The sequence below is a fragment of the Trichocoleus sp. DQ-A1 genome (genome assembly GCF_039961955.1).
Lineage (GTDB): Bacteria > Cyanobacteriota > Cyanobacteriia > Cyanobacteriales > FACHB-T130 > FACHB-T130.
In genome coordinates this window covers 20,481-38,696 of record NZ_JAMPKE010000011.1, presented here as the reverse complement: position 1 = coordinate 38,696, position 18,216 = coordinate 20,481, and the positions used below count along the sequence as shown (strand labels likewise).

General features: G+C 48.6%; 16 protein-coding genes and 1 tRNA gene. 7 read left to right on the top strand and 10 right to left on the bottom strand.

Going from position 1 to position 18,216, the window contains the following annotated elements; genetic code table 11:
* Positions 1-126: 126 nt before the first annotated feature.
* The 3 genes from NDI33_RS13060 to NDI33_RS13050 all read left to right on the top strand — a co-directional run bounded on the left by NDI33_RS13060 (position 127) and on the right by NDI33_RS13050 (position 3,534).
* Entirely contained in the window at positions 127-1,320 is a 1,194-nt protein-coding gene (locus NDI33_RS13060) for an AI-2E family transporter (RefSeq protein WP_190428982.1), read from the top strand.
* 70 nt (positions 1,321-1,390) lie between these two features.
* Positions 1,391-2,233: a DUF4351 domain-containing protein gene (locus NDI33_RS13055; RefSeq protein ID WP_190675913.1), complete on the top strand. Its 843-nt coding sequence runs from the start codon at positions 1,391-1,393 to the stop codon at positions 2,231-2,233.
* 101 nt (positions 2,234-2,334) lie between these two features.
* Entirely contained in the window at positions 2,335-3,534 is a 1,200-nt protein-coding gene (locus tag NDI33_RS13050) for a homocysteine biosynthesis protein (RefSeq protein WP_190675911.1), read from the top strand.
* 66 nt (positions 3,535-3,600) lie between these two features.
* Here the strand turns inward: NDI33_RS13050 and NDI33_RS13045 are convergent, their stop codons facing one another.
* On the bottom strand, positions 3,601-4,554 hold the full coding sequence (locus tag NDI33_RS13045; RefSeq protein WP_190428984.1) for a hypothetical protein: 954 nt from the start codon (positions 4,552-4,554) through the stop codon (positions 3,601-3,603).
* Between the two features lie 243 nt (positions 4,555-4,797).
* Here NDI33_RS13045 and NDI33_RS13040 point away from each other — a divergent pair, with 243 nt between their 5' ends.
* Positions 4,798-5,673: a tetratricopeptide repeat protein gene (locus NDI33_RS13040; protein WP_190675910.1), complete on the top strand. Its 876-nt coding sequence runs from the start codon at positions 4,798-4,800 to the stop codon at positions 5,671-5,673.
* 68 nt (positions 5,674-5,741) lie between these two features.
* On the opposite strand, the gene NDI33_RS13035 is transcribed toward NDI33_RS13040, so the two are convergent.
* The 3 genes from NDI33_RS13035 to NDI33_RS13025 form a co-directional block, all read right to left on the bottom strand.
* The gene (locus NDI33_RS13035; RefSeq protein ID WP_190531881.1) at positions 5,742-6,359 is read right to left on the bottom strand and encodes a TMEM165/GDT1 family protein; all 618 of its coding nucleotides are present in this window, start codon (positions 6,357-6,359) and stop codon (positions 5,742-5,744) included.
* A 271-nt stretch (positions 6,360-6,630) separates the two neighbouring features.
* Positions 6,631-6,777, bottom strand: a complete 147-nt coding sequence (locus NDI33_RS13030; protein ID WP_190675908.1) for a hypothetical protein — start codon at positions 6,775-6,777, stop codon at positions 6,631-6,633.
* An 8-nt stretch (positions 6,778-6,785) separates the two neighbouring features.
* Positions 6,786-8,513 carry a succinate dehydrogenase/fumarate reductase flavoprotein subunit gene (locus tag NDI33_RS13025; protein WP_190439584.1) on the bottom strand — a complete coding sequence of 576 codons (1,728 nt, stop codon included), beginning with the start codon at positions 8,511-8,513 and terminating at the stop codon, positions 6,786-6,788.
* 33 nt (positions 8,514-8,546) lie between these two features.
* Here NDI33_RS13025 and NDI33_RS13020 point away from each other — a divergent pair, with 33 nt between their 5' ends.
* A complete protein-coding gene (locus tag NDI33_RS13020; RefSeq protein WP_190439581.1) occupies positions 8,547-8,693 on the top strand; it encodes a hypothetical protein in 147 nt (48 codons plus the stop codon).
* Positions 8,694-8,731: 38 nt separating this feature from the next.
* On the opposite strand, the gene NDI33_RS13015 is transcribed toward NDI33_RS13020, so the two are convergent.
* Positions 8,732-9,043, bottom strand: a complete 312-nt coding sequence (locus NDI33_RS13015; RefSeq protein WP_190412006.1) for a hypothetical protein — start codon at positions 9,041-9,043, stop codon at positions 8,732-8,734.
* A 709-nt stretch (positions 9,044-9,752) separates the two neighbouring features.
* On the opposite strand from NDI33_RS13015, the gene NDI33_RS13010 reads away from it, so the two are divergent.
* Positions 9,753-13,709 (top strand): PAS domain S-box protein, encoded by a 3,957-nt coding sequence (locus NDI33_RS13010; protein WP_348245643.1) that lies wholly within the window; start codon positions 9,753-9,755, stop codon positions 13,707-13,709.
* A gap of 159 nt (positions 13,710-13,868) precedes the next feature.
* A complete protein-coding gene (locus tag NDI33_RS13005; protein WP_190439575.1) occupies positions 13,869-14,411 on the top strand; it encodes a GAF domain-containing protein in 543 nt (180 codons plus the stop codon).
* A gap of 241 nt (positions 14,412-14,652) precedes the next feature.
* On the opposite strand, the gene NDI33_RS13000 is transcribed toward NDI33_RS13005, so the two are convergent.
* The 5 genes from NDI33_RS13000 to NDI33_RS12980 all read right to left on the bottom strand — a co-directional run bounded on the left by NDI33_RS13000 (position 14,653) and on the right by NDI33_RS12980 (position 18,051).
* Complete coding sequence (locus NDI33_RS13000; RefSeq protein ID WP_347275906.1) at positions 14,653-16,377, bottom strand: metallophosphoesterase; 1,725 nt, start codon at positions 16,375-16,377, stop codon at positions 14,653-14,655.
* Positions 16,378-16,632: 255 nt separating this feature from the next.
* Positions 16,633-16,706: transfer RNA gene (locus NDI33_RS12995), tRNA-Pro, on the bottom strand.
* Positions 16,707-16,755: 49 nt separating this feature from the next.
* Positions 16,756-17,121 carry a DUF1818 family protein gene (locus NDI33_RS12990; protein ID WP_190416142.1) on the bottom strand — a complete coding sequence of 122 codons (366 nt, stop codon included), beginning with the start codon at positions 17,119-17,121 and terminating at the stop codon, positions 16,756-16,758.
* A 62-nt stretch (positions 17,122-17,183) separates the two neighbouring features.
* The gene (locus NDI33_RS12985) at positions 17,184-17,804 is read right to left on the bottom strand and encodes a hypothetical protein (protein WP_242030534.1); all 621 of its coding nucleotides are present in this window, start codon (positions 17,802-17,804) and stop codon (positions 17,184-17,186) included.
* 19 nt (positions 17,805-17,823) lie between these two features.
* The gene (locus NDI33_RS12980) at positions 17,824-18,051 is read right to left on the bottom strand and encodes a DNA-directed RNA polymerase subunit omega (protein WP_190416141.1); all 228 of its coding nucleotides are present in this window, start codon (positions 18,049-18,051) and stop codon (positions 17,824-17,826) included.
* Between the last annotated feature and the right edge of the window lie 165 nt (positions 18,052-18,216).

Here is an 18,216-nt window from a genome sequence, read left to right as displayed (position 1 = left end):
CTGAAACAGTTGACGCTTGGCAGCTATTCAAACCTTACTTTCAACCCATGCGAAAGTTGCCAAAATCGGCTAATCTAGCTGCATTAAACGGCAATTACAGCCTATGTCAGCTCGGAGTCAACACCTGTGAATCTAGGTCAGTGGATTGGCTTATTCGTCTTAGTCGTTTCTCTTTATGTTTTGTGGCAAATTCGGCAGGTGTTGCTGTTGGTGTTTGCCGCCGTTGTGTTGGCGACTGCCTTAAACCGATTGGCGCGGCGGCTGCAACGATCGGGAATGAAACATGGCATCGCGATCCTGGCGTCGATTGTCTTATTATTAGCTCTGATTGTCGGGTTTTTTTGGCTGATTGTGCCGCCCTTTACCGTCCAGTTTCAAGAACTCACAGAACGGGTTCCTAGAGGGTTTGAGCGCTTGAATCTTTGGGTAGATCGCCTCAGAACGGGTCTTCCTAGCCAGCTGACACCGTACCTACCCGATGTGGAGAGCATAAGCCAACAAGTACAGCCCTTAATCAATCGGCTATTGGGCAGTTCGGTCGCCTTTTTCTCCAGCTCTTTAGGGATTATCCTCAACGTTTTGCTGGTGCTGGTTTTAACCGGAATGTTCTTAGCAAATCCCCAAGCTTACCGCAAGGGATTTGTGCGGCTATTTCCTTCTTTTTATCGGCGGCGCGTGGATGGGATTTTGGATCAATGCGAGGTGTCATTAGGGCGATGGCTTGGAGGCGCTCTCATTAGCATGAGTGTAGTCGCACTGATGAGTATGATTGGCTTGTCGGTTTTGCGAATCCCGTCACCGCTGGCTCAAGGGATTTTGGCGGGGGTGCTAAATTTGATTCCCAATCTTGGCCCGACGATTAGTGTCATCCCACCAATGGCGATCGCGCTGTTGGAGGCTCCTTGGAAATGCTTGGCTGTGTTCGGTCTTTACTTTTTTATTCAGCAGGTTGAAAGCAATTTCTTAACACCCTACGTTATGGCTCAACAGGTGTCGCTGTTGCCAGCCGTAACGTTACTTGCTCAAGTATTTTTCGCCACATTCTTTGGATTTTTAGGGTTGGTCTTGGCGTTACCGCTAACCGTTGTTGGTCAGATTTGGTTCAAAGAAGTCTTATTCAAAGATGTTCTCGATCAATGGCGCAGTCAGCGCGAAGCAGATTTTGATCCAGAGGGTATAGCAACGTCTCATGAAGCTGCTGAATTTGAGCGAGAAACTGTGGTGTTGCCGGAAGGGAAGTCATCCATTAATGACAAGCCTAATCTTGATAACGAGAATCAGGCGAATGTTAATGATGTGACTGGTAAAGGGAAGAAGTAGCGATAAGTAGCGATCGCTATTCTCAGAAATCTCCGATGAGAGAATAATAAGACTTTCTCCAATTGCCCTCTTGGAATACGACAACACTTGCACGTATCTCGCTGAGAACTACCCAGATGAATTTGCCAAGTGGCTACTGTCATCTGAAGCTTCAGACATCCAGGTAATCAAAACCGAACTCAGTCTGGAACCGATTCGCGCCGATTCTGTCATCTTCCTGCAAGTCGCTAACCAAATCTTGCACCTGGAATTTCAAACCTCGGCGCAATCAACTCCGCCCCTCGACTTCCGGATGCTCGACTACTACACGCGGCTGAAGCGGCAATATGGGTGTGAAATTGTGCAGATAGCAATCTTTTTGCAAGCCACTACCTCAGAACTCGTCTTTCGACAGCAGTACACAGACACAAACACCAGACATCAATATCGAGTCATCCGTATGTGGGAGGAAGATCCCACCCCACTGCTAGCAAACCCGGCTCTCCTACCCCTGGCAACCTTAGCCCGCAGCGATTCACCCAGAGCCTTATTAGAGCAAGTCGCCACTGGGGTCGCTAGGATCGAGAAAACCACCGAGCGACAGAATATCCTCGCTTGTGCCGGGGTTCTTGCTGGTTTGCGGTTTAAAAAAGATTTGATTCAACAACTATTCCGAGAGGAAATTATGCAGGAATCTGTTATCTATCAAGACATTCTCCAAAAGGGCGAGCAACGAGGTCTGCGACAAGGAGAAGTGGCGTTAATTTTGCGGCAGCTCAGGCTACGATTTGGTGACATCAATCCCGAACTGCAAGAACAGATTCGCGGTTTATCGATTCCTCAATTAGAGGGATTGGCAGAAGCGCTGTTAGATTTCTCCAGCCAAACTGATTTAGTTAGTTACTTGGCGGCGATAGACTCATCGGCAATCTGAACAGCAACACATACCGTTAACCTCCCAAAAGCGTCGCCCCACGAGGCATCGCAATAGTGGAAACTAGGGATGAGCAAAAGTCCGACCCTTCAACCTTCCCTATGCGAACCCTTGCCGAAATTAACGACAAAATCAGCCACCAGCGTGCAGTGGTGTGGACAATAGAAGAATTAAAAGCACGGGTGGCAGAAGTGGGAGTCACCCAAGCTGCGAAGCAAGTAGATGTCATTACCACCGGCACTTTCGAGCCGATGGAGTCTTCGGGGGCGATTATTAACCTGGGACACACCGATCCCCCAATTAAAATTCGCTCCTGTTGGTTAGATGGGGTTTTAGCCTACTCTGGCTTTGGGGCAGTGGATCTGTATCTGGGAGCAACCCAGATGGTGGAATATCGGAGTACGGGCGAACCCCTAGACGGCGAGGAATCTAGAGAACGCGGCGGCGGTCATGTGATTGAAGATTTAATTGCTGGGAAAACGGTGCAACTACGCGCCATTGGGCAAGGGACGGACTGCTACCCTCGTGCTTCCTTTGAGACAACCATCACCCGCGACACGATTAACCAGTTTTATCTATATAATCCCCGCAATCTATACCAAAATTTTATCGTCGGGGTGAATGGAGGCGATCGCCCACTTTATACTTACCTCGGCCCTCTGCAACCCCGCCTCGCCAATGCCGTCTACTCAAACGCTGGGGCAATTTCTCCCCTCCTGAACGATCCAGACCTGCAAACGATCGGGATTGGCACTCGGATTTTCTTAGGCGGCGGCGTTGGCTATGTAGCGTGGGAAGGCACCCAACACTTCCCCTTACAAAAGCGGTTGCCAAATCGAACGCCTGTTGGTCCGGCGGCTACCCTTGCCTTAATGGGAGACGCCAAACAAATGAATTCTCGCTGGGTGCGCGGCTGTTACTTCAAAAATTATGGCCCTTCTATGATGCTCGGCGTTGGTATCCCACTGCCCGTTTTACAAGAGCAAGTCGTCGCCAATTGTGCCGTGCAAGACAAGGAGATCGTTGCGCCGGTTGTCGATTTCTCGATTCCTCGGCGCGTCCGTCCCACTTTTGGGCTTGTGAGTTACGCCCAGCTGAAGACGGGACGCATCACAATAGAGGGCAAACCCGTGCGGGTTGCCCCCTTAGTCAGCCTATTCTTTTCTAATCAAGTAGCGCTGGAGTTGAAGCAATGGATTGAGGCGGGGACATTTACCCTCACCGAACCTGTTGCCTCCATTCCAATGGATCGATCATTTTTACCCCAAGACCGATGGGGTTCTCAAATTTCCCTAGATTAGTCATTCGTCATTTGTCATTCGTTATTAGGTGTAACTCATCACAGTGACTCATGACTAACCGCCAGTTTATTCTGGCGGCGGGGAAGAGCGCTTAACTGGCTTTGGCAAGGGTTCCTTGCGTTTGGGGGATGGGGGCGCGATCGCTGCGGGTCTTTCTCCGCTTGGACGCACGGGACGCTCTCGGCTTCCTCCTCCTGGCTTTCTGTTGGGAGGACGCCCACCTCCACCTCCTCGAAACGGCTTCTTGCCCGGAATCTTTCTAGGAGGCAGGCGACCAATATCCTGGCTCTCCTGAATTACCAGGGAGTTCCCCTGTCGCTGCACCTGCAAATCCATGAAATGACCGACTGCCTTTTCTTGAACCACACCATTGAGTTTCAACTTGAAAAACTTAGGCGTGTCTTCCTGCTTGCGGGGAGACTGCTTAATCTTGACGATGATGCCTTCTTCTTCTTCTCGCGACTGAAAAATCACTTCCCCGCGAATCGAAAAATAGCCATCGTTCGCCGCTGACTCTTCACTTTGAATATGCGTGGGTTCGGACGATTGGGCTGCTTCCGCTTCTGGGTCAGACGACGGTTGGTTCAGCCTTTCTGGCTCCCAAACGCCCACAATCTGGACGTGCAAGTTGCCGTCTTCTTGTCGCATCCGGGGATAGACAACCCATAAATGTTCCTGCTCTAAGTTCAGGTGATTTTTAACTAAACTCATCACCCGACCTAATAGCACGGCATCGATGGCTGTTCCATCGCTTGCCAGCAGCATTCCTCGCGTAAATTGCTCGTCGGAGGACGTGTACTTACCCTTTACTAGGCCAATGGCCCGGTATTGCATGGGTTCGCTAGGGGGAGGAATGGGTTGCTGTCGTGTGACAGCAGGATTCTCTTCAGTTGTTTGTTCCAAATCGCTGTTTGACGCTGTATCCGCTGGCGTTGGCGGACTGGATAGGGGTGGTGGTTCTGGCTTAGGATCGCCAGAAGACTGGGATAATTCGGAGAACCGATTTACAGAAGGACTCATAATACTCCTCGCGGCGGAGACACATCCCCTTGGGGGGAGTCAGTCAGCTCATTGTACTGAATGCGGTGATACGACTGGTAGATCCGTAATGTTTTTGCACTCAGCAAAAACACTTACACCTTATCAAGTTCGGTTCGATGCTGCCACTATTTTAAAATGTGGAGACAGTGATGCGGTTTGCCAAGTGTGACAGTGGAAAATAAGATTGTGTTTGATAATGGCAATAGAGTTCAGAGCAGTCGTGTGTCCCAAAAGCGCAATCGCTGGTTTATAAATCTAGTCCTAGGGCTGGGTGTGTTGATCTTTGTCGGATTATCCATCATTCCGTTGGTGGGTATTGTTTTTGACGGTCAAGAGCCTACCACTGGGGCAACCCCAACACCAACTCAGACGGCAGGGGTAGCTAATCAGGCGGAACTGGAAGCGCAAGCGAAAGGTTACGAACTGGTTTTGCAGCGAGAACCACAGAATCAAACGGCACTGCGGGGGTTGTTAGAAGCACGGCTAAAAATGCGCGATATCAAAGGCGCGATCGCACCTTTGGACAAACTGGCAAAGCTGAATCCCGATCAAAGCGAGTACGCAGTTTTACTTGCACAAGCTAAACAGCAAACAGGAGATCGAGAAGGGGCTGCCCAAACTTATCGCTCGATTTTGACTTCTAAACCGGGAGATATGAACGCCCTGCAAGGTCTTGTGAGTCTTCTGGTACAACAAAACCGTCCGGAAGCAGCGATTGGCTTGCTGCAAGACACGTTGAAAACTGCTCCCCAAGTGAATCAAGTTCAACCTGGTAGCGTCGATGTCACTTCGGTGCAGTTGGAGTTGGGCAAGGTTTACGTTGAGCAAAAGCGCTATCCGGAAGCGATCGCTATCTACGATGACGCCATCAAAGGCAATCGACAGGATTTTCGTCCGGTGCTAGCGAAGGCACTGGTGCTGCGAGAACAAGGCAAAATCGCCGAAGCTAAACCCCTATTCAATACGGCGATCGCTCTAGCTCCAGCTAGAGTCAAAGACCAAATTAAACAACTGGCGGCTGACGCACCCGCACCCACGGCTGCGCCCACGACTTCACCTACGACTTCGCCTTCTGTATCTCCCAGCCCTACGCCTTAACCTGGGTCTTAAGAATTAAAAATGCTTTCATCAAAAAACAGAATTTTTAATGCAGGCATTTTTAATTTTTAATTTCCTTCCAATAAGGCGATCGCTCCAAACAGTAAAAACAAGCCGCCCCCAATTGCTGTAATTAATCGCTCGGAAATTCGTCCGGCGATCATCCGACCCCCCAAAACAGCGATCGCTGCACAAATACTATGCCCCGCAATAGCCCCAGCCGTAACCCCTACAGCCGACTGGGACGCAGCTAGAGCAATTGTGGCAATCTGAGTGCGATCGCCCCACTCTGCTACAAATGTCAGCATAAAGGCTTCGAGTACAATCGCCCAAGGAGTTTTCTTTTTTGGCATTTTCGACTCAGCTTCTTTAACCGTGGCGATCGCTTCTTCGGCTTCTTCACAGTCTGGTCCCGCTGGCATCTGGCTTGCTTCGTACAATAACTTCACCCCGAAGCCAACAAAAAAAATAATTTCCGCCAAATGAAGATAATGCTTGGGGAGTAGAGACGCCACTTGTCCTAAGAGAACCGACAGAACCGTCATTGCTGCTAATGCCGCCACGACTCCTGCAAATACCAGGCGTCGGGAGTGGCGCATTGCCAGAATTACCGCAATGAAAAAGGTTTTATCGCCTAATTCGGAAAAAGTGATGAATAATAAACCGGCAGTAAAAGCTGTCAGCATCCTCTCAAGCTCCTCAGAATGTTCTACCTATCGCATCTGAGTGAGCTTTCTGGAGGGTACATGGGACTTCACCAGCAGCTCACATCGGATGTGAACTCGGTGAAGGTCTCGCTCCCAAGGTTTGAAACAATTAGTTCAGCGACTAGGCGCTTATTTTTAGTTTCTTTCGCTTGTCACCTGAACCAGGCTCATCGCCAGTATGTTGATTCAGATGGGCTAGCATCATTCTTCGCTAGCAGCTACTCCCCTTCATTGTTAAGTAATTATACATCTAACTGTGGGTAGAAGAAATTAATAAATCTACATAAATTTGTTTGGGGAGTGTCATGACAGGCGATCGCAATATATCCCCCATTCGCAGCCAGCACCAAACGGGCAGGTGGAAAGTCGGCAGGTTATGAACTTGCAAACTTTCCACCTAATCACTTAATACTTCCGTTCCTTTGGCTCAAACATAGTAATCGTCACCGGGCGATCGCGCAAATCGATCCCGGCTGGAGAATAGAAAGCCATCGTGTGCTTGAGGAAATTCTCATCGTCACGCTCAGGATAATCTTCGCGGTAATGAGCGCCTCGACTTTCTTGACGGTTGAGCGCCGATGTCAGAATCATTTGTCCGACAATAATCAAACTGCGGAGTTCCAGCGCCTCGATGACTTCAGTGTTCCAGAGTTTACCTTTATCATCCAGGTAAATATCCTGGGATTGCTGCTGAATCTGTTGCAGCTTGTTCAAACCTTCGCGCATCAATTCCTCGCTGCGGAAGACACCGCAATACTCAGTCATGCAGTCTTGGAAGGCTTGACGCACTTGGTTAATCCGGTATTGACCCGATTGTTCTAGTTGCGCTTGGATTTTGCAGTGAGCTTCTAGCAGATAGGGTTGCTCATCCAGTTCGGGCAGCTTGCGGTTTTGGACAAATTGCGCGATCGTTGCCCCCGTTTTTCTGCCATAAACCACACACTCCAACAGGGAATTACTGCCCAATCGATTTGCCCCGTGAACCGAGACACAAGCAGCTTCTCCAGCGGCAAAGAAAGCGTCAATTAAACCATCTGGGCCACTTTTCACCTGACCGCTGGTATTGACGGGGATGCCGCCCATTGAATAGTGAGCCGTAGGGCGCACGGGCATCGGTTGATCTACGGCATCGATGCTGAGTAATCGGTGAGCTTCTTCCCAAGCAAAGGGAACCCGACTCATAATTTTTTCTCGCCCCATGTGGCGCAAGTCGAGATAGACAAACGGGCCACCGGCGCTGCCATCGGGATGAACGCCCCTTCCGGCACGAATTTCTCGCGCGATCGCTCGTGAAGTAATATCGCGGGGAGCGAGTTCCATGCGACTGGGGGCATAAGTCGCCATGAAGCGATCGCCCTCAGCGTTGATCAAATACGCGCCTTCACCCCGCACAGCTTCCGAAATCAGCACTCCCACCGGATACAAGCCCGTCGGGTGAAACTGCACAAACTCCATATCTTCCAACGGCACCCCGGCGAGGGCAGACATCGCCAACCCATCCCCCGTCGAGGCGTAGTCATTCGAGGTGGTGTTAAATACCCTGCCATAGCCGCCCGTCGCGAACATCACCGCCTTCGCCCGCACAACCTCAATTCGCCCATCCAGAATCTGGTACATCACCACACCCTTCGCCTGGGCGTCTTCCAGAATCAGCTGCATCACGTACCACTCATCGTAGATGCGGACGCCGTGACGCCGGAGATTATTCACCAGTTCGTGCAGAATCGCGTGACCCGTCTTATCCGCTGCATAGCAAGTGCGCCGGTGAGAATGTCCCCCAAAAGCCCGCTGGGCAATCCGACCATCCGGCAATCGGGAAAACAATACTCCCATGTGTTCCAGGTCGATGATCGTGTCTGGAGCCTCGCGGGTGAGGATTTCCACCGCATCCTGATCCGCCAGGTAGTCAGATCCCTTTACGGTGTCAAAAGCGTGGTCTTTCCAAGTGTCTTCAGGGTCTACATTCTTCAGCGTTGCCGCCATACCCCCCTGCGCGGCGACCGAATGGGAACGAATCGGGTGAGTTTTGGCAATCAGTGCCACATCCAAGCTGGGTTCGGTGCGGGCAATTTCTAAGGCGGCGCGACACCCCGCTAATCCACCTCCCACAATCACGACATCGTGTTCAAGCATCTTTAAGATCCGCTCTTTGGAATTCTTACATCCATGCTGACGCAAATAAAAACTTCCCCACCACAAAGCGGGGAAGTTCTTCATAAATTTCTTTTTAGTCCTAATACCAGTTCTGGCGTCTCAGTCCTCAGTCCTCAGTCCTCAGTCCTCAGTCCTCAGTCCTCAGTCCTCAGTCCTTAGCCCTCAGTTCTCAGTGTTGACCAAAGACTGATGGCTCTTCAACTGGTTACTTGGGCAGGGTTTTGGTTGGGTAAACTGCCACCAACGGTCTCAGTGGTGTCCTGGATATCCATTGCAGAAACCTCAATGTGGTTAAACAACGTAGTCACGAAGGCAAAGAGCAAGAACGGCAGAGACAGCACGAGGATGAGTCCGACAGTCATTAGGGCGTAAATTTGCCGAGTGGTACTCCACAGCGCTAGTGCAGAGGCGAGACTAATGAAGATGACAATCAGCCAAACGATGATTTGCCCATAGATATCGCCAAAGGAGAGAGTACAGACGAAGCGATACTTTTGCATTTTATCCATGACGTTTCCCTTGCAACATTCCTTTAAAGTTCTAGGTTAAGGTTCTGACACGGGCTTGGCAGATTTCTAAATCTTTTTACAAGAGTTGCAATATAGCTTTACAATCTACCCCAGTGTGCCGAACGGTTGCTACTCACTGCGTTCCAGCCATAGCGATCGCTCTCGAATTTAAAATCATTATCCTTCCTAGCCGCATTCTAAGAATGATTATCGGAAGGTGATTCTTCTTTTTATAGCAAGAAAGCCCAGTTTTGAGTGTTTTAGTGCCGCAGCGACTCCGATTGAGCATTTTGTCGGTAATTTTCTAGCTAATTTTCAGCGATCGCTCTCTTGACAAATGAACTCTCGTTTAATTTATTAATTTTCTACATTAACGCCAGAGACCTTTTTTAACACAACAATTGCGTAGAAAAACCTATCAATCGTTAAACATTGATATTCATTTCCAGTTGGCATACGTAATATTACGGCGATCGCTATGCGAATTGAGTATGTTTTCTAGAAAAATTACAGTTGTCGTGGCTATGGGCTGGGATTAAAAATTTTAATTACTAAACATAATTTTCTAGAATTTTGGCTTCTCAGCTTCTCTCGTTGAGAAAAAATGTAAAGGTTAATTGTATGTTTTTATACTCTACAAGTTTACAAAGTTGAGCAAAAATTAGGAACACGTAGTAGGAGCTATATGCTGCAATTTTTGCAGATTTTTTTGGGTTCAAACTCTTTTATTCCACATGGACATTGTTACTTGTGGAAACCAGAGTTAGTAGGGCTGCATATCATATCAGATGTGCTAATCGCTCTTGCCTATTACTCTATTCCTATCACGCTCTTTTACTTCGTTCACCAGCGAAAAGATTTACCCTACGCAGGGATATTTCTATTATTTGGAACCTTTATTATTTCTTGTGGTACCACTCATCTAATCGAAGTGTGGACGCTTTGGCATCCGATTTATTGGATAGCTGGTTTTATGAAAGCGCTAACTGCTGGAATATCAGTCTATACAGCAGCAAGCTTAGTGCCCTTAATTCCCAAAGCTCTAGCATTACCTAGCCCAGCTCAATTAGAGATAGCTAACCGCAAACTTGAAACCGAAATGATTGAGCGCAGGCACATTGAGGAACAACTGCGAAAGTCGCAACAAATGCTGCAATTGGTAATGGATAACATCCCCCAATTTATCTTTTGGAAAGACAGAACTTCAGTCTATTTGGGGTGCAATTGGAATTTTGCACAGCTAGTAGGGGTTGGCAAGCCAGAAAATATTGTTGGAAAAACCGACTACGATTTGTTGTTCACAGAAAAAACGGGCTTATTGCGGGATAGCGAACGGCGAATTATGGAAACAAACACGCCAGAATATCACAGCATTGAATCAACGCTCAAGGCGGATGGTAAACCGTCTTGGATAGACAGTAACAAAGTTCCACTCCATGATGGTGAAGAAAACGTGGTCGGCATCCTTTGCACTTTTGAAGATATTACCGAACGGAAAGCTGCTGAAGAAGAGTTACGTAAGAGCCGAGAACGGTTTGATTTAGCAGTTCAAGGTTCTAAAGATGGATTATGGGATTGGGATATAGCAACCAACGAGACCTATTTTTCACCTCAATGGAAGAAGATGCTGGGCTATGAAGAGCATGAGTTGCCCAATCAGATTGAAGAGTGGGAAAAACGATTGCATCCCGATGACCGCGATCGCGCGATCGCGACCGTCCAAGCTTATCTCATGAATAGCCAAGCTTCTAATTACGAATTAGAGCATCGCTTGCAGCACAAAGATGGCTCTTATCGGTGGATTTTAGCGCGGGGAGCAGCGCTGCGAGATGACAATGGCAAAGCGATTCGGATGGCGGGATCGCACACGGACATCACCCAGCGCCAGCGAGCCGAGGAAACTGCGAAAAAAGCCAAAGAAGAACTAGAATTCAGCTACAGCCTTGTGTGTGCGGTGATTGAAGGCACCCCGGATGCTATTTATGTGAAGGATCTTCAGGGTCGCTATTTGATGATCAACTCGGCGGGTGCCGCTGTTTTTGGCAGACCGGAAGGGAAAATTATCGGCAAGGATGATACCGAGTTACTGCCTCTAGAGTTGGCACATCCAGTCATGGAGACTGACCGCCAAATCATGACGACGGGCGTGACTCAAATTGTCGAGGAAACGATACTCACCAGAGGGATTACCCGGACGTTTCTTTCCACAAAAAGCGTCTACCGCGACCCCAAAGGAAAGGTTATCGGTTTAGTTGGCGTAGCGCGGGAAATCACCCAGCGCAAACAAGCAGAGGAAGCACTCAAGAAAGCCAAAGAAGAACTAGAAATCCGCGTTGAGGAGCGTACCTGCGAATTAAGAGCTGCCATTGGGCAATTGCAAAGCGAAATTGCCAACCGGGAAGAGGCAGAGGCGGCGCTGAAGGCGAGTGAGCAAAGATACCGCCATTTGGTCGAGACTTCCCAGGATTTGATTTGGTCGGTGGATAGACAGGGGCGATTTACATTTGTGAACTCTGCGGTCAAACAAATGCATGGATACGATCCCCAAGAAATGATCGGGCGTTTGTTCACCGATTTCCAGCCACCGGAACAAGTGGAGCAGAACTGGCAGATACATCTGCGCCTGCTGGAGGGTGAGCCGTATTTCCAATACGAAACGGTGCATCTGCGTAAAGATGGAACGCCAATTCAGATGAGCTTCAACGCGATCGCATCTAAGGACGACGCCGGAAACATCCTCGGCACCACGGGCACTGCGAGGAACATCACAAGTGCCAAACAGGCTGAAGCCGCTCTGAGGGAGAGCGAACAGCAGCTTCAAGCAATTCTGGCTTACTCTCCAGCCGCTATCTACGTCAAGGATATTCAAGGTCGTAATATTTTGATGAACCGGAAGTGTGCCAACTTGCTCAACGTTGATGCAAAGGCAGTCAAAGGGAAGACCGAGTACGAGTACTTACCTTATGAGGTCGCTGAGGCATTGCAAACCAACGATCAAAAGGTACTTGCGGCAGGGATTCCTTTAGAAAGTGAGGAAGTGATTCCTCAAGACGACGGCTTACACACCTACATTTCGATGAAGTTTCCGCTTTACGACGACAATGGTATGCCTTATGCAGTTTGCGGCATTTCCACCGACATCACCGAACGCAAACAGGCTGAAGTCGCTCTGCAACTATCGGAAACTCGATTCAGACAACTCGCTCAGCAGGAAGAACTACTCAACCGTCTAGCTAACCAGATCCGGAACACCCTCGATCTAGATACGATTCTAGAAACCGCCGTCGGGGCGATCCAAAGGCGGATGGGGATTGAGTCATGCACCTTCGCTTGGTATCGCCCCCATTCCTCACCCCCCGGATGGGAGGTTGTTAAGGAAGCGAGAACTTCCACCGAAGCGAACTGGCTTGGCTTCTATCCGGTGGGATTTTTTCCAAAGTTTGAGGAAAAAATGCTGAATTTAGAAATGTTCCGCCTGGATGAAGTGCAAACTCCGGACGATCCAGTCATTCCGCAAACATTACTCGTTGCAGGCACTCGGTCAGCGCTGGCGCTGCCAATACAGACACCGAGTGGCGAACTGGGTGCCTTGGCTTGTCATCGCCGGAACCCAGTGCAACCTTGGACGGACAGCGAGGTGGAATTACTCTCGGCGGTTGTCAACCAGCTAGCGATCGCGATTAACCAAGCCGAACTTTACAACCAGCAGCTTGATGCCGCCAGCACTGCCCAAACTAAAGCCGCTCAGCTTGAACACGCCTTGCGCGAACTGAAGCAAACTCAAGCTCAACTGATTCAAAGTGAAAAAATGTCCTCTTTAGGACAGTTGGTTGCGGGGGTTGCTCACGAAATTAACAATCCCGTTAACTTCATCTCCGGCAATCTCTCTTACGCTAATGCATACGCTCTCGATTTACTACGCCTGCTTCAGCTCTACCAGGAACACTATCCCCAGCCACCCGCCGCCATTCAAGCTCAGGCGGAAGAAATCGACCTGGTTTTCCTACTCGAAGACCTGCCTAAAATCCTATCTTCTATGAAGGTAGGAGCTGACCGCATCCGCGAAATAGTCCTGAGTTTACGAAACTTCTCTCGTCTTGATGAGGCAGAGATGAAGACTGTCGATATTCATGAAGGCATCGATAGCACGCTGCTAATCCTGCAAAATCGTCTGAAAGCCAAACCGGATCGTTCGGGTATTCAGATCGTCAAAGAATATGGCAACCTACCCAAAGTTGAATGCTATGCGGGACAGATTAATCAAGTATTTATGAATATTTTGACGAATGCGATTGATGCCCTCGAAGCAGTTCATTGCTCGCCGTTCGCCGTTCGCGGCAATAAACTATCAACGATGAACCCCGAAGAATCTCCAACAATTTGGATTCGGACTTCTACGGTGCAACCCAATCAAGTCAGGATTCAGATTGCTGACAATGGCCCAGGAATGACGGAGGAAGTCAGCAGTCGGTTATTCGATCCGTTTTTTACAACTAAGCCGGTCGGTTCTGGGACAGGTTTGGGGATGTCAATTAGCTACCAAATTGTAGATAAGCATAACGGTCAACTGAAGTGTATTTCAGCACCGGGACAGGGTGCAGAGTTCTTAATTGAGATTCCAATTGAGCAACAAAAAAGTCAATTACTGGTGAATCAAGAAGTATAAAATGTTAATTTCTGCTGTATAGGACATTGCACACCCCCAAAAAATAAGAGCGCTCGCTGTTTGCATCAATCTCTTAGCTTTTAGAGTGGATGCTATTTGGACTATAGCGTTATCATAAAAAACATTCAATTGTCATAACTCAGTCGGATTTGTCTTCCCGTGCAAAGTAACTTTAACAGAGATTCTGACTCTAGTCCTGCTATACAAGATAGCGATCCGGGTTTGCGAGCATTTGCTAACCGTCTTGCCAATAGTATCGAGCGAGATGTTTTAGTTCAAAAGACGACCGACGAGCTAAGAGATTTGCTTCAAGTCGATCGCGTCGTTTTATATTACTTTTATCGCCAATGGAAAGGGCAGGTTACGTTTGAGTCCTTGAGGTCTAGAGAATACTCGATCTTCGGCTCAACAGGCCCCGATGATTGTTTTAATGATGAATATGCTGCCTTGTACCAAGCAGGAAGGGTACGAGCGATCGCAGATATTGAATTAGAACCGATTAACCCTTGCCACCGCGATTTTCTCCGCACGATGAAGGTACGCGCTAATTTAGTGGTGCCAATTCTCAATTCTGTTCGGTTGTGGGGATTGCTAGTTGCTCATAATTGTCAGGATGCTCGTACCTGGACATCTTCGGATCTTGAAGCAATGCAAAAAGCAGCAGAAACTTTGGCAACGGCTCCTTCCATCCGAGATAGCTAAGTTGTGCTATTTCTTCAATGATTCGTGAAGGCGAAATCCCCGATTTCGAGCGGGAAATCGGGGATATAAACCACTGGCATCTCAAAACTCATATCGGATTCTTATAAAAGTAAGTGTAAAGGGGATTTTTTCACATAATTTTAGGCAATTTATGCTTGCAAAATGGTGGGGTAACAACTTTTTAGAATGATTGAGCGATCGCGCTCATTGCCTACTCGATAAATCGCCAGGTAAATTTCCTCTATTTCAGCTTAAATTCATCAAACTTTACCACCTCTGAGTCCAGTTTTCGCGTATCAAAACGGTAACTGCTCACCGTACCCGTTCCCGTGTCGAAGATGCTAAATGCCGTAATCTCATTACTCGCCACATACGACAATGGCTTCCCATCTTCACCTATCAGCGGCGCAATGGTCGGTACCACTGCCTCCAACCCATTTGGATCGCCCGTTACGATATCATTCTCTTGATACTCTTCTGGGACAGGTCGCTTCTTTTCGCCCAACGCCGCACCATAGGAGTTGCCGACATTCGAGGTTTCTAAAAAGTGCATCCCGCTAGAACTGACAAAGCGATTCCACAGGTGCGAGTGCCCATAAAATACTAACTGCACATTAGCAGCTTCTAGCAGTGGTACTACATCTCGGATAATGTAATCTGCTTCTCTAGGGTACTTGTAACGCACCGATTTAATATTGCCATTCCCATCTCGGTCGATCGTCTGCACTGGGTCGGTATAAGGAGGGACAACGTTATCCCCCAGTGAATGTGGTGGGTGATGAAACATCACGACTTTATACTTTGCTTTCTTAAAATCTGGGTTATTCAGTTCTTTTTCGAGCCAGGTGTATTGTTCGCTACCCTTGGCAATTGGCTCAAAGATGTGCTGCCCATATCCCCACTTTTCCGGGTTATTTAAGTGTTTTTCTCGTTCGCGGTATCTTCCCTTTGTCTTCTCCTCCAATCCCCAGTAACGCCACGCATTGGTCGCGTAAAGTACCACCAACCGCACATCACCAAATGTGACGGCATAATATTTTTTTCCACCCTCCTTGCTTTCGGGTAAAGTAAAAATTTCTTCGTAAGTATCGGTATTAAAAGAATTATCTTTTAACTGTTGAAGAGACGCGAAATTGCGCTTCGTGTCCTCACCGGGGTTTAGTTGCTCTGCCTTTTTTTCCTCTGCCTTTTGTGCATAAATTTCCTGAGCAGCCCAACGAGGATAAGAGTCATCGAACTGGTCGTTTAAGCTACTTTCCATCGAGAAGCGTCCCATCACCTCATGATTGCCAATCGCTGCAAACATGGGGGCGTTTTGAATTATCTGTCCGCCCCGATAAACCGTCTTGACACCGTTGTGTTCAAGTTCATTGTGTTCAAGTTCGTAGTTGCTGCGACCTTGGAGGCAAGGAAAGAAGGCACCCCCCCGATTATCATCAAACCACTCGGAGGCACGGTCGGGAATGTTGACTAAGTCACCGACAAAGAAGACAGCGTCTACTTGCCCGACGGTCTCAACGACCTTCTGAAGATTGGCAGATGTCATCGGCTTGAGCTGGTGGTCGGAAGTCAGCAAAATTTTCAGTGATGTGCCCGGTGTGGGTTTGGGGGCGAGCGTGAATACCTCACTGCTAACGCTCGTACCATCTTCCCGCAGGCTAGTGACGCGATAAGAAACTCGCGTGCCAGGAGTTAACCCAGTCACCTCTGCTTCGTGCCGCCAGATGTCTCGGCTGGTCGGCTGCTGGTAAATCTGACCGTCTTGAGTCTGATTTCCTACCCGCGATTGACTATCCTCACGAGTGCGGCTGAGTTTGGTGGTACTGGCGACAACACTGCGAGCGAGATTCTCACCGTAGGCGACACGATGCTCACCAGCAAACTCAGTAAACCACACAACTCGCACGCTTGTTTCGGTCGGCAGTTGTAGAAAGGGATCGGTTAGCAGCTGGGGTTGAGATGTCATAACTGGCTGCTTAGTTAATAGGACAATTATTAGGGTAAGCGATGTCACAACCAGAAAAATAGCTGCCGTCAGCAGAGAGCGGCTGGTTAAACGTCTGAGCATAAGCGATCGCTCCACAGCAATAACCGCGATACAGGCTCCCTACACATTAAGCCATGAGCTTCTATGACTTAGCTTCTATGACAATGATGAGCGATTTTTTATCTCCCTCAGGAGAACTCGCCCCTTTCAACTTAACGGATTCTGCCGGACTAATCGGAGTGGCGGGATTCGAACCCACGACCTCAGCTACCCCAAAGCTGCGCGCTACCAACCTGCGCTACACCCCGGCACAGTCTTATATTATATATCAGCTTTTTTAAAGCTGTCAAGATGCAATCAGAAAACCTTTAACATTTGAGCCGCTTGCATCAAACCCGGTACTGCTGCCTCATTCCAGCTACCCTCACCCCGCCGTCCCGTGTGGAGAATGAAACGAAGGCTGTAAGCATGGGGGTAGCCCTCTACTTCCATCCAAAGTAAGTCGCTTTCGGTTTCGCAGGCGATTTTCTCCTCATCCATCAACTCAGTCGCTATCTGGCTCATACTTTCTGCCAATTGTGCCAGCAAGCGACAAAACTCATTTAACTCTGCCTCTGTCAGCTCTATCGCCCAATCATCCCCACCAACTAACCCTTTAAACTCAGTCGTGTTAGGGTTCCAGCCAATGCGCCAGCCAACTCCACTTTTGATGAGACGTTCCATAAAAGTCATTAAAAATCAAAAACTAAAGGGCTTTTCTTACATTTTTAGTTTTTAATTTTTCATTACTTGAGTAACTGAGCATCTCCTGGCTGAGGCAGTGCTAGCCCTCCACTGGGTTTGGGTGCTGCCTGTGGCTGAGGTGAAGCGCTGGGAGAAGGTACGGGTGCCTGCTGCTGAGAATTGGGAGTGAATAGACTCACGAGGACTTGAACTAAGGCGTCTCGTTGCGCTCGATTCAGACGTTCAATGACCGCGCGATCGCTCTGCATGGGATTTTTCTGCAACGTATCATAACCCGGATATAGCGACTCCTGGATTAGTTCGTTTGCGCCCAGATAGTCCGCCAAGGTCAGTTTCCAGTCCAGCCGATAATTGGGCGGACGTGATTTTACATAAACGTGATACCGGATGATGCGCCCCACTAGGGTATTTTCCGATGCCTGCTTGCCAGTTTCCTTGCTGATATATTGATTTTCTAGCGGCAAATCCGGTAGGCGTTGATAAACTTGCCGCCAGACATCCTGAGTTCCGTACATCTGGGCAATCGCAGGCTGTTCGGAAAGATGAAAAAGCGAGGATGAAGGATCAAAGATGCTTCCCCAAGGAAATAAAAACAGCGCCGTTAGAGAGGCAACGGCAAAACGTAGCATTCGCTTGGGAAATTTTCTGGTTTGTCGCTTCATCTTGCTTGTTGTTTTTTATCTAATCGCCAATAATTTCCGGTTGCGTTAGCTCATCGGACATTTCCAGAATCGCCCGCAGCACTGGCTTCATCATCGGATCGTCAACATTATCAAAGTCTTCATAGCGACGGCGCTTAGCGCGATTCGCTACTTGAACGGTAATCCGGTAGCGATTGGAGGCAGCACTCACCAGCTCTTCAGCCCGGAGTAAAACTTCGGTTGTATCAAACTTGAAACGCTTTTGCATCACGTTGGATTAGTTGTTAATTGTTGTTCGTGAGTAGCGGCGCACAGTCGCGCGACCCTCCTGTCACCTTGCACCCTTCAGTCTAGCAGGAGTCCCCAGTTTTTGTGGCTGTTAGCACCGCCCGGAGATTCACTGAAGAATTTCTTTCAAGACAAAGAATCGTTT

Bases quoted from the DNA above. Each gene is read 5' to 3' on its own strand.
- NDI33_RS13050 (WP_190675911.1), top strand. From the start codon at position 2,335: ATGCGAACCCTTGCCGAAATTAACGACAAAATCAGCCACCAGCGTGCA.
- NDI33_RS13045 (WP_190428984.1), bottom strand. From the start codon at position 4,554: ATGAGTCCTTCTGTAAATCGGTTCTCCGAATTATCCCAGTCTTCTGGC.
- NDI33_RS13035 (WP_190531881.1), bottom strand. From the start codon at position 6,359: ATGCTGACAGCTTTTACTGCCGGTTTATTATTCATCACTTTTTCCGAA.
- NDI33_RS13025 (WP_190439584.1), bottom strand. From the start codon at position 8,513: ATGCTTGAACACGATGTCGTGATTGTGGGAGGTGGATTAGCGGGGTGT.
- NDI33_RS13020 (WP_190439581.1), top strand. From the start codon at position 8,547: ATGCTGACGCAAATAAAAACTTCCCCACCACAAAGCGGGGAAGTTCTT.
- NDI33_RS13015 (WP_190412006.1), bottom strand. From the start codon at position 9,043: ATGGATAAAATGCAAAAGTATCGCTTCGTCTGTACTCTCTCCTTTGGC.
- NDI33_RS13000 (WP_347275906.1), bottom strand. From the start codon at position 16,377: ATGACATCTCAACCCCAGCTGCTAACCGATCCCTTTCTACAACTGCCG.
- NDI33_RS12990 (WP_190416142.1), bottom strand. From the start codon at position 17,121: ATGGAACGTCTCATCAAAAGTGGAGTTGGCTGGCGCATTGGCTGGAAC.
- NDI33_RS12985 (WP_242030534.1), bottom strand. From the start codon at position 17,804: ATGAAGCGACAAACCAGAAAATTTCCCAAGCGAATGCTACGTTTTGCC.
- NDI33_RS12980 (WP_190416141.1), bottom strand. From the start codon at position 18,051: ATGCAAAAGCGTTTCAAGTTTGATACAACCGAAGTTTTACTCCGGGCT.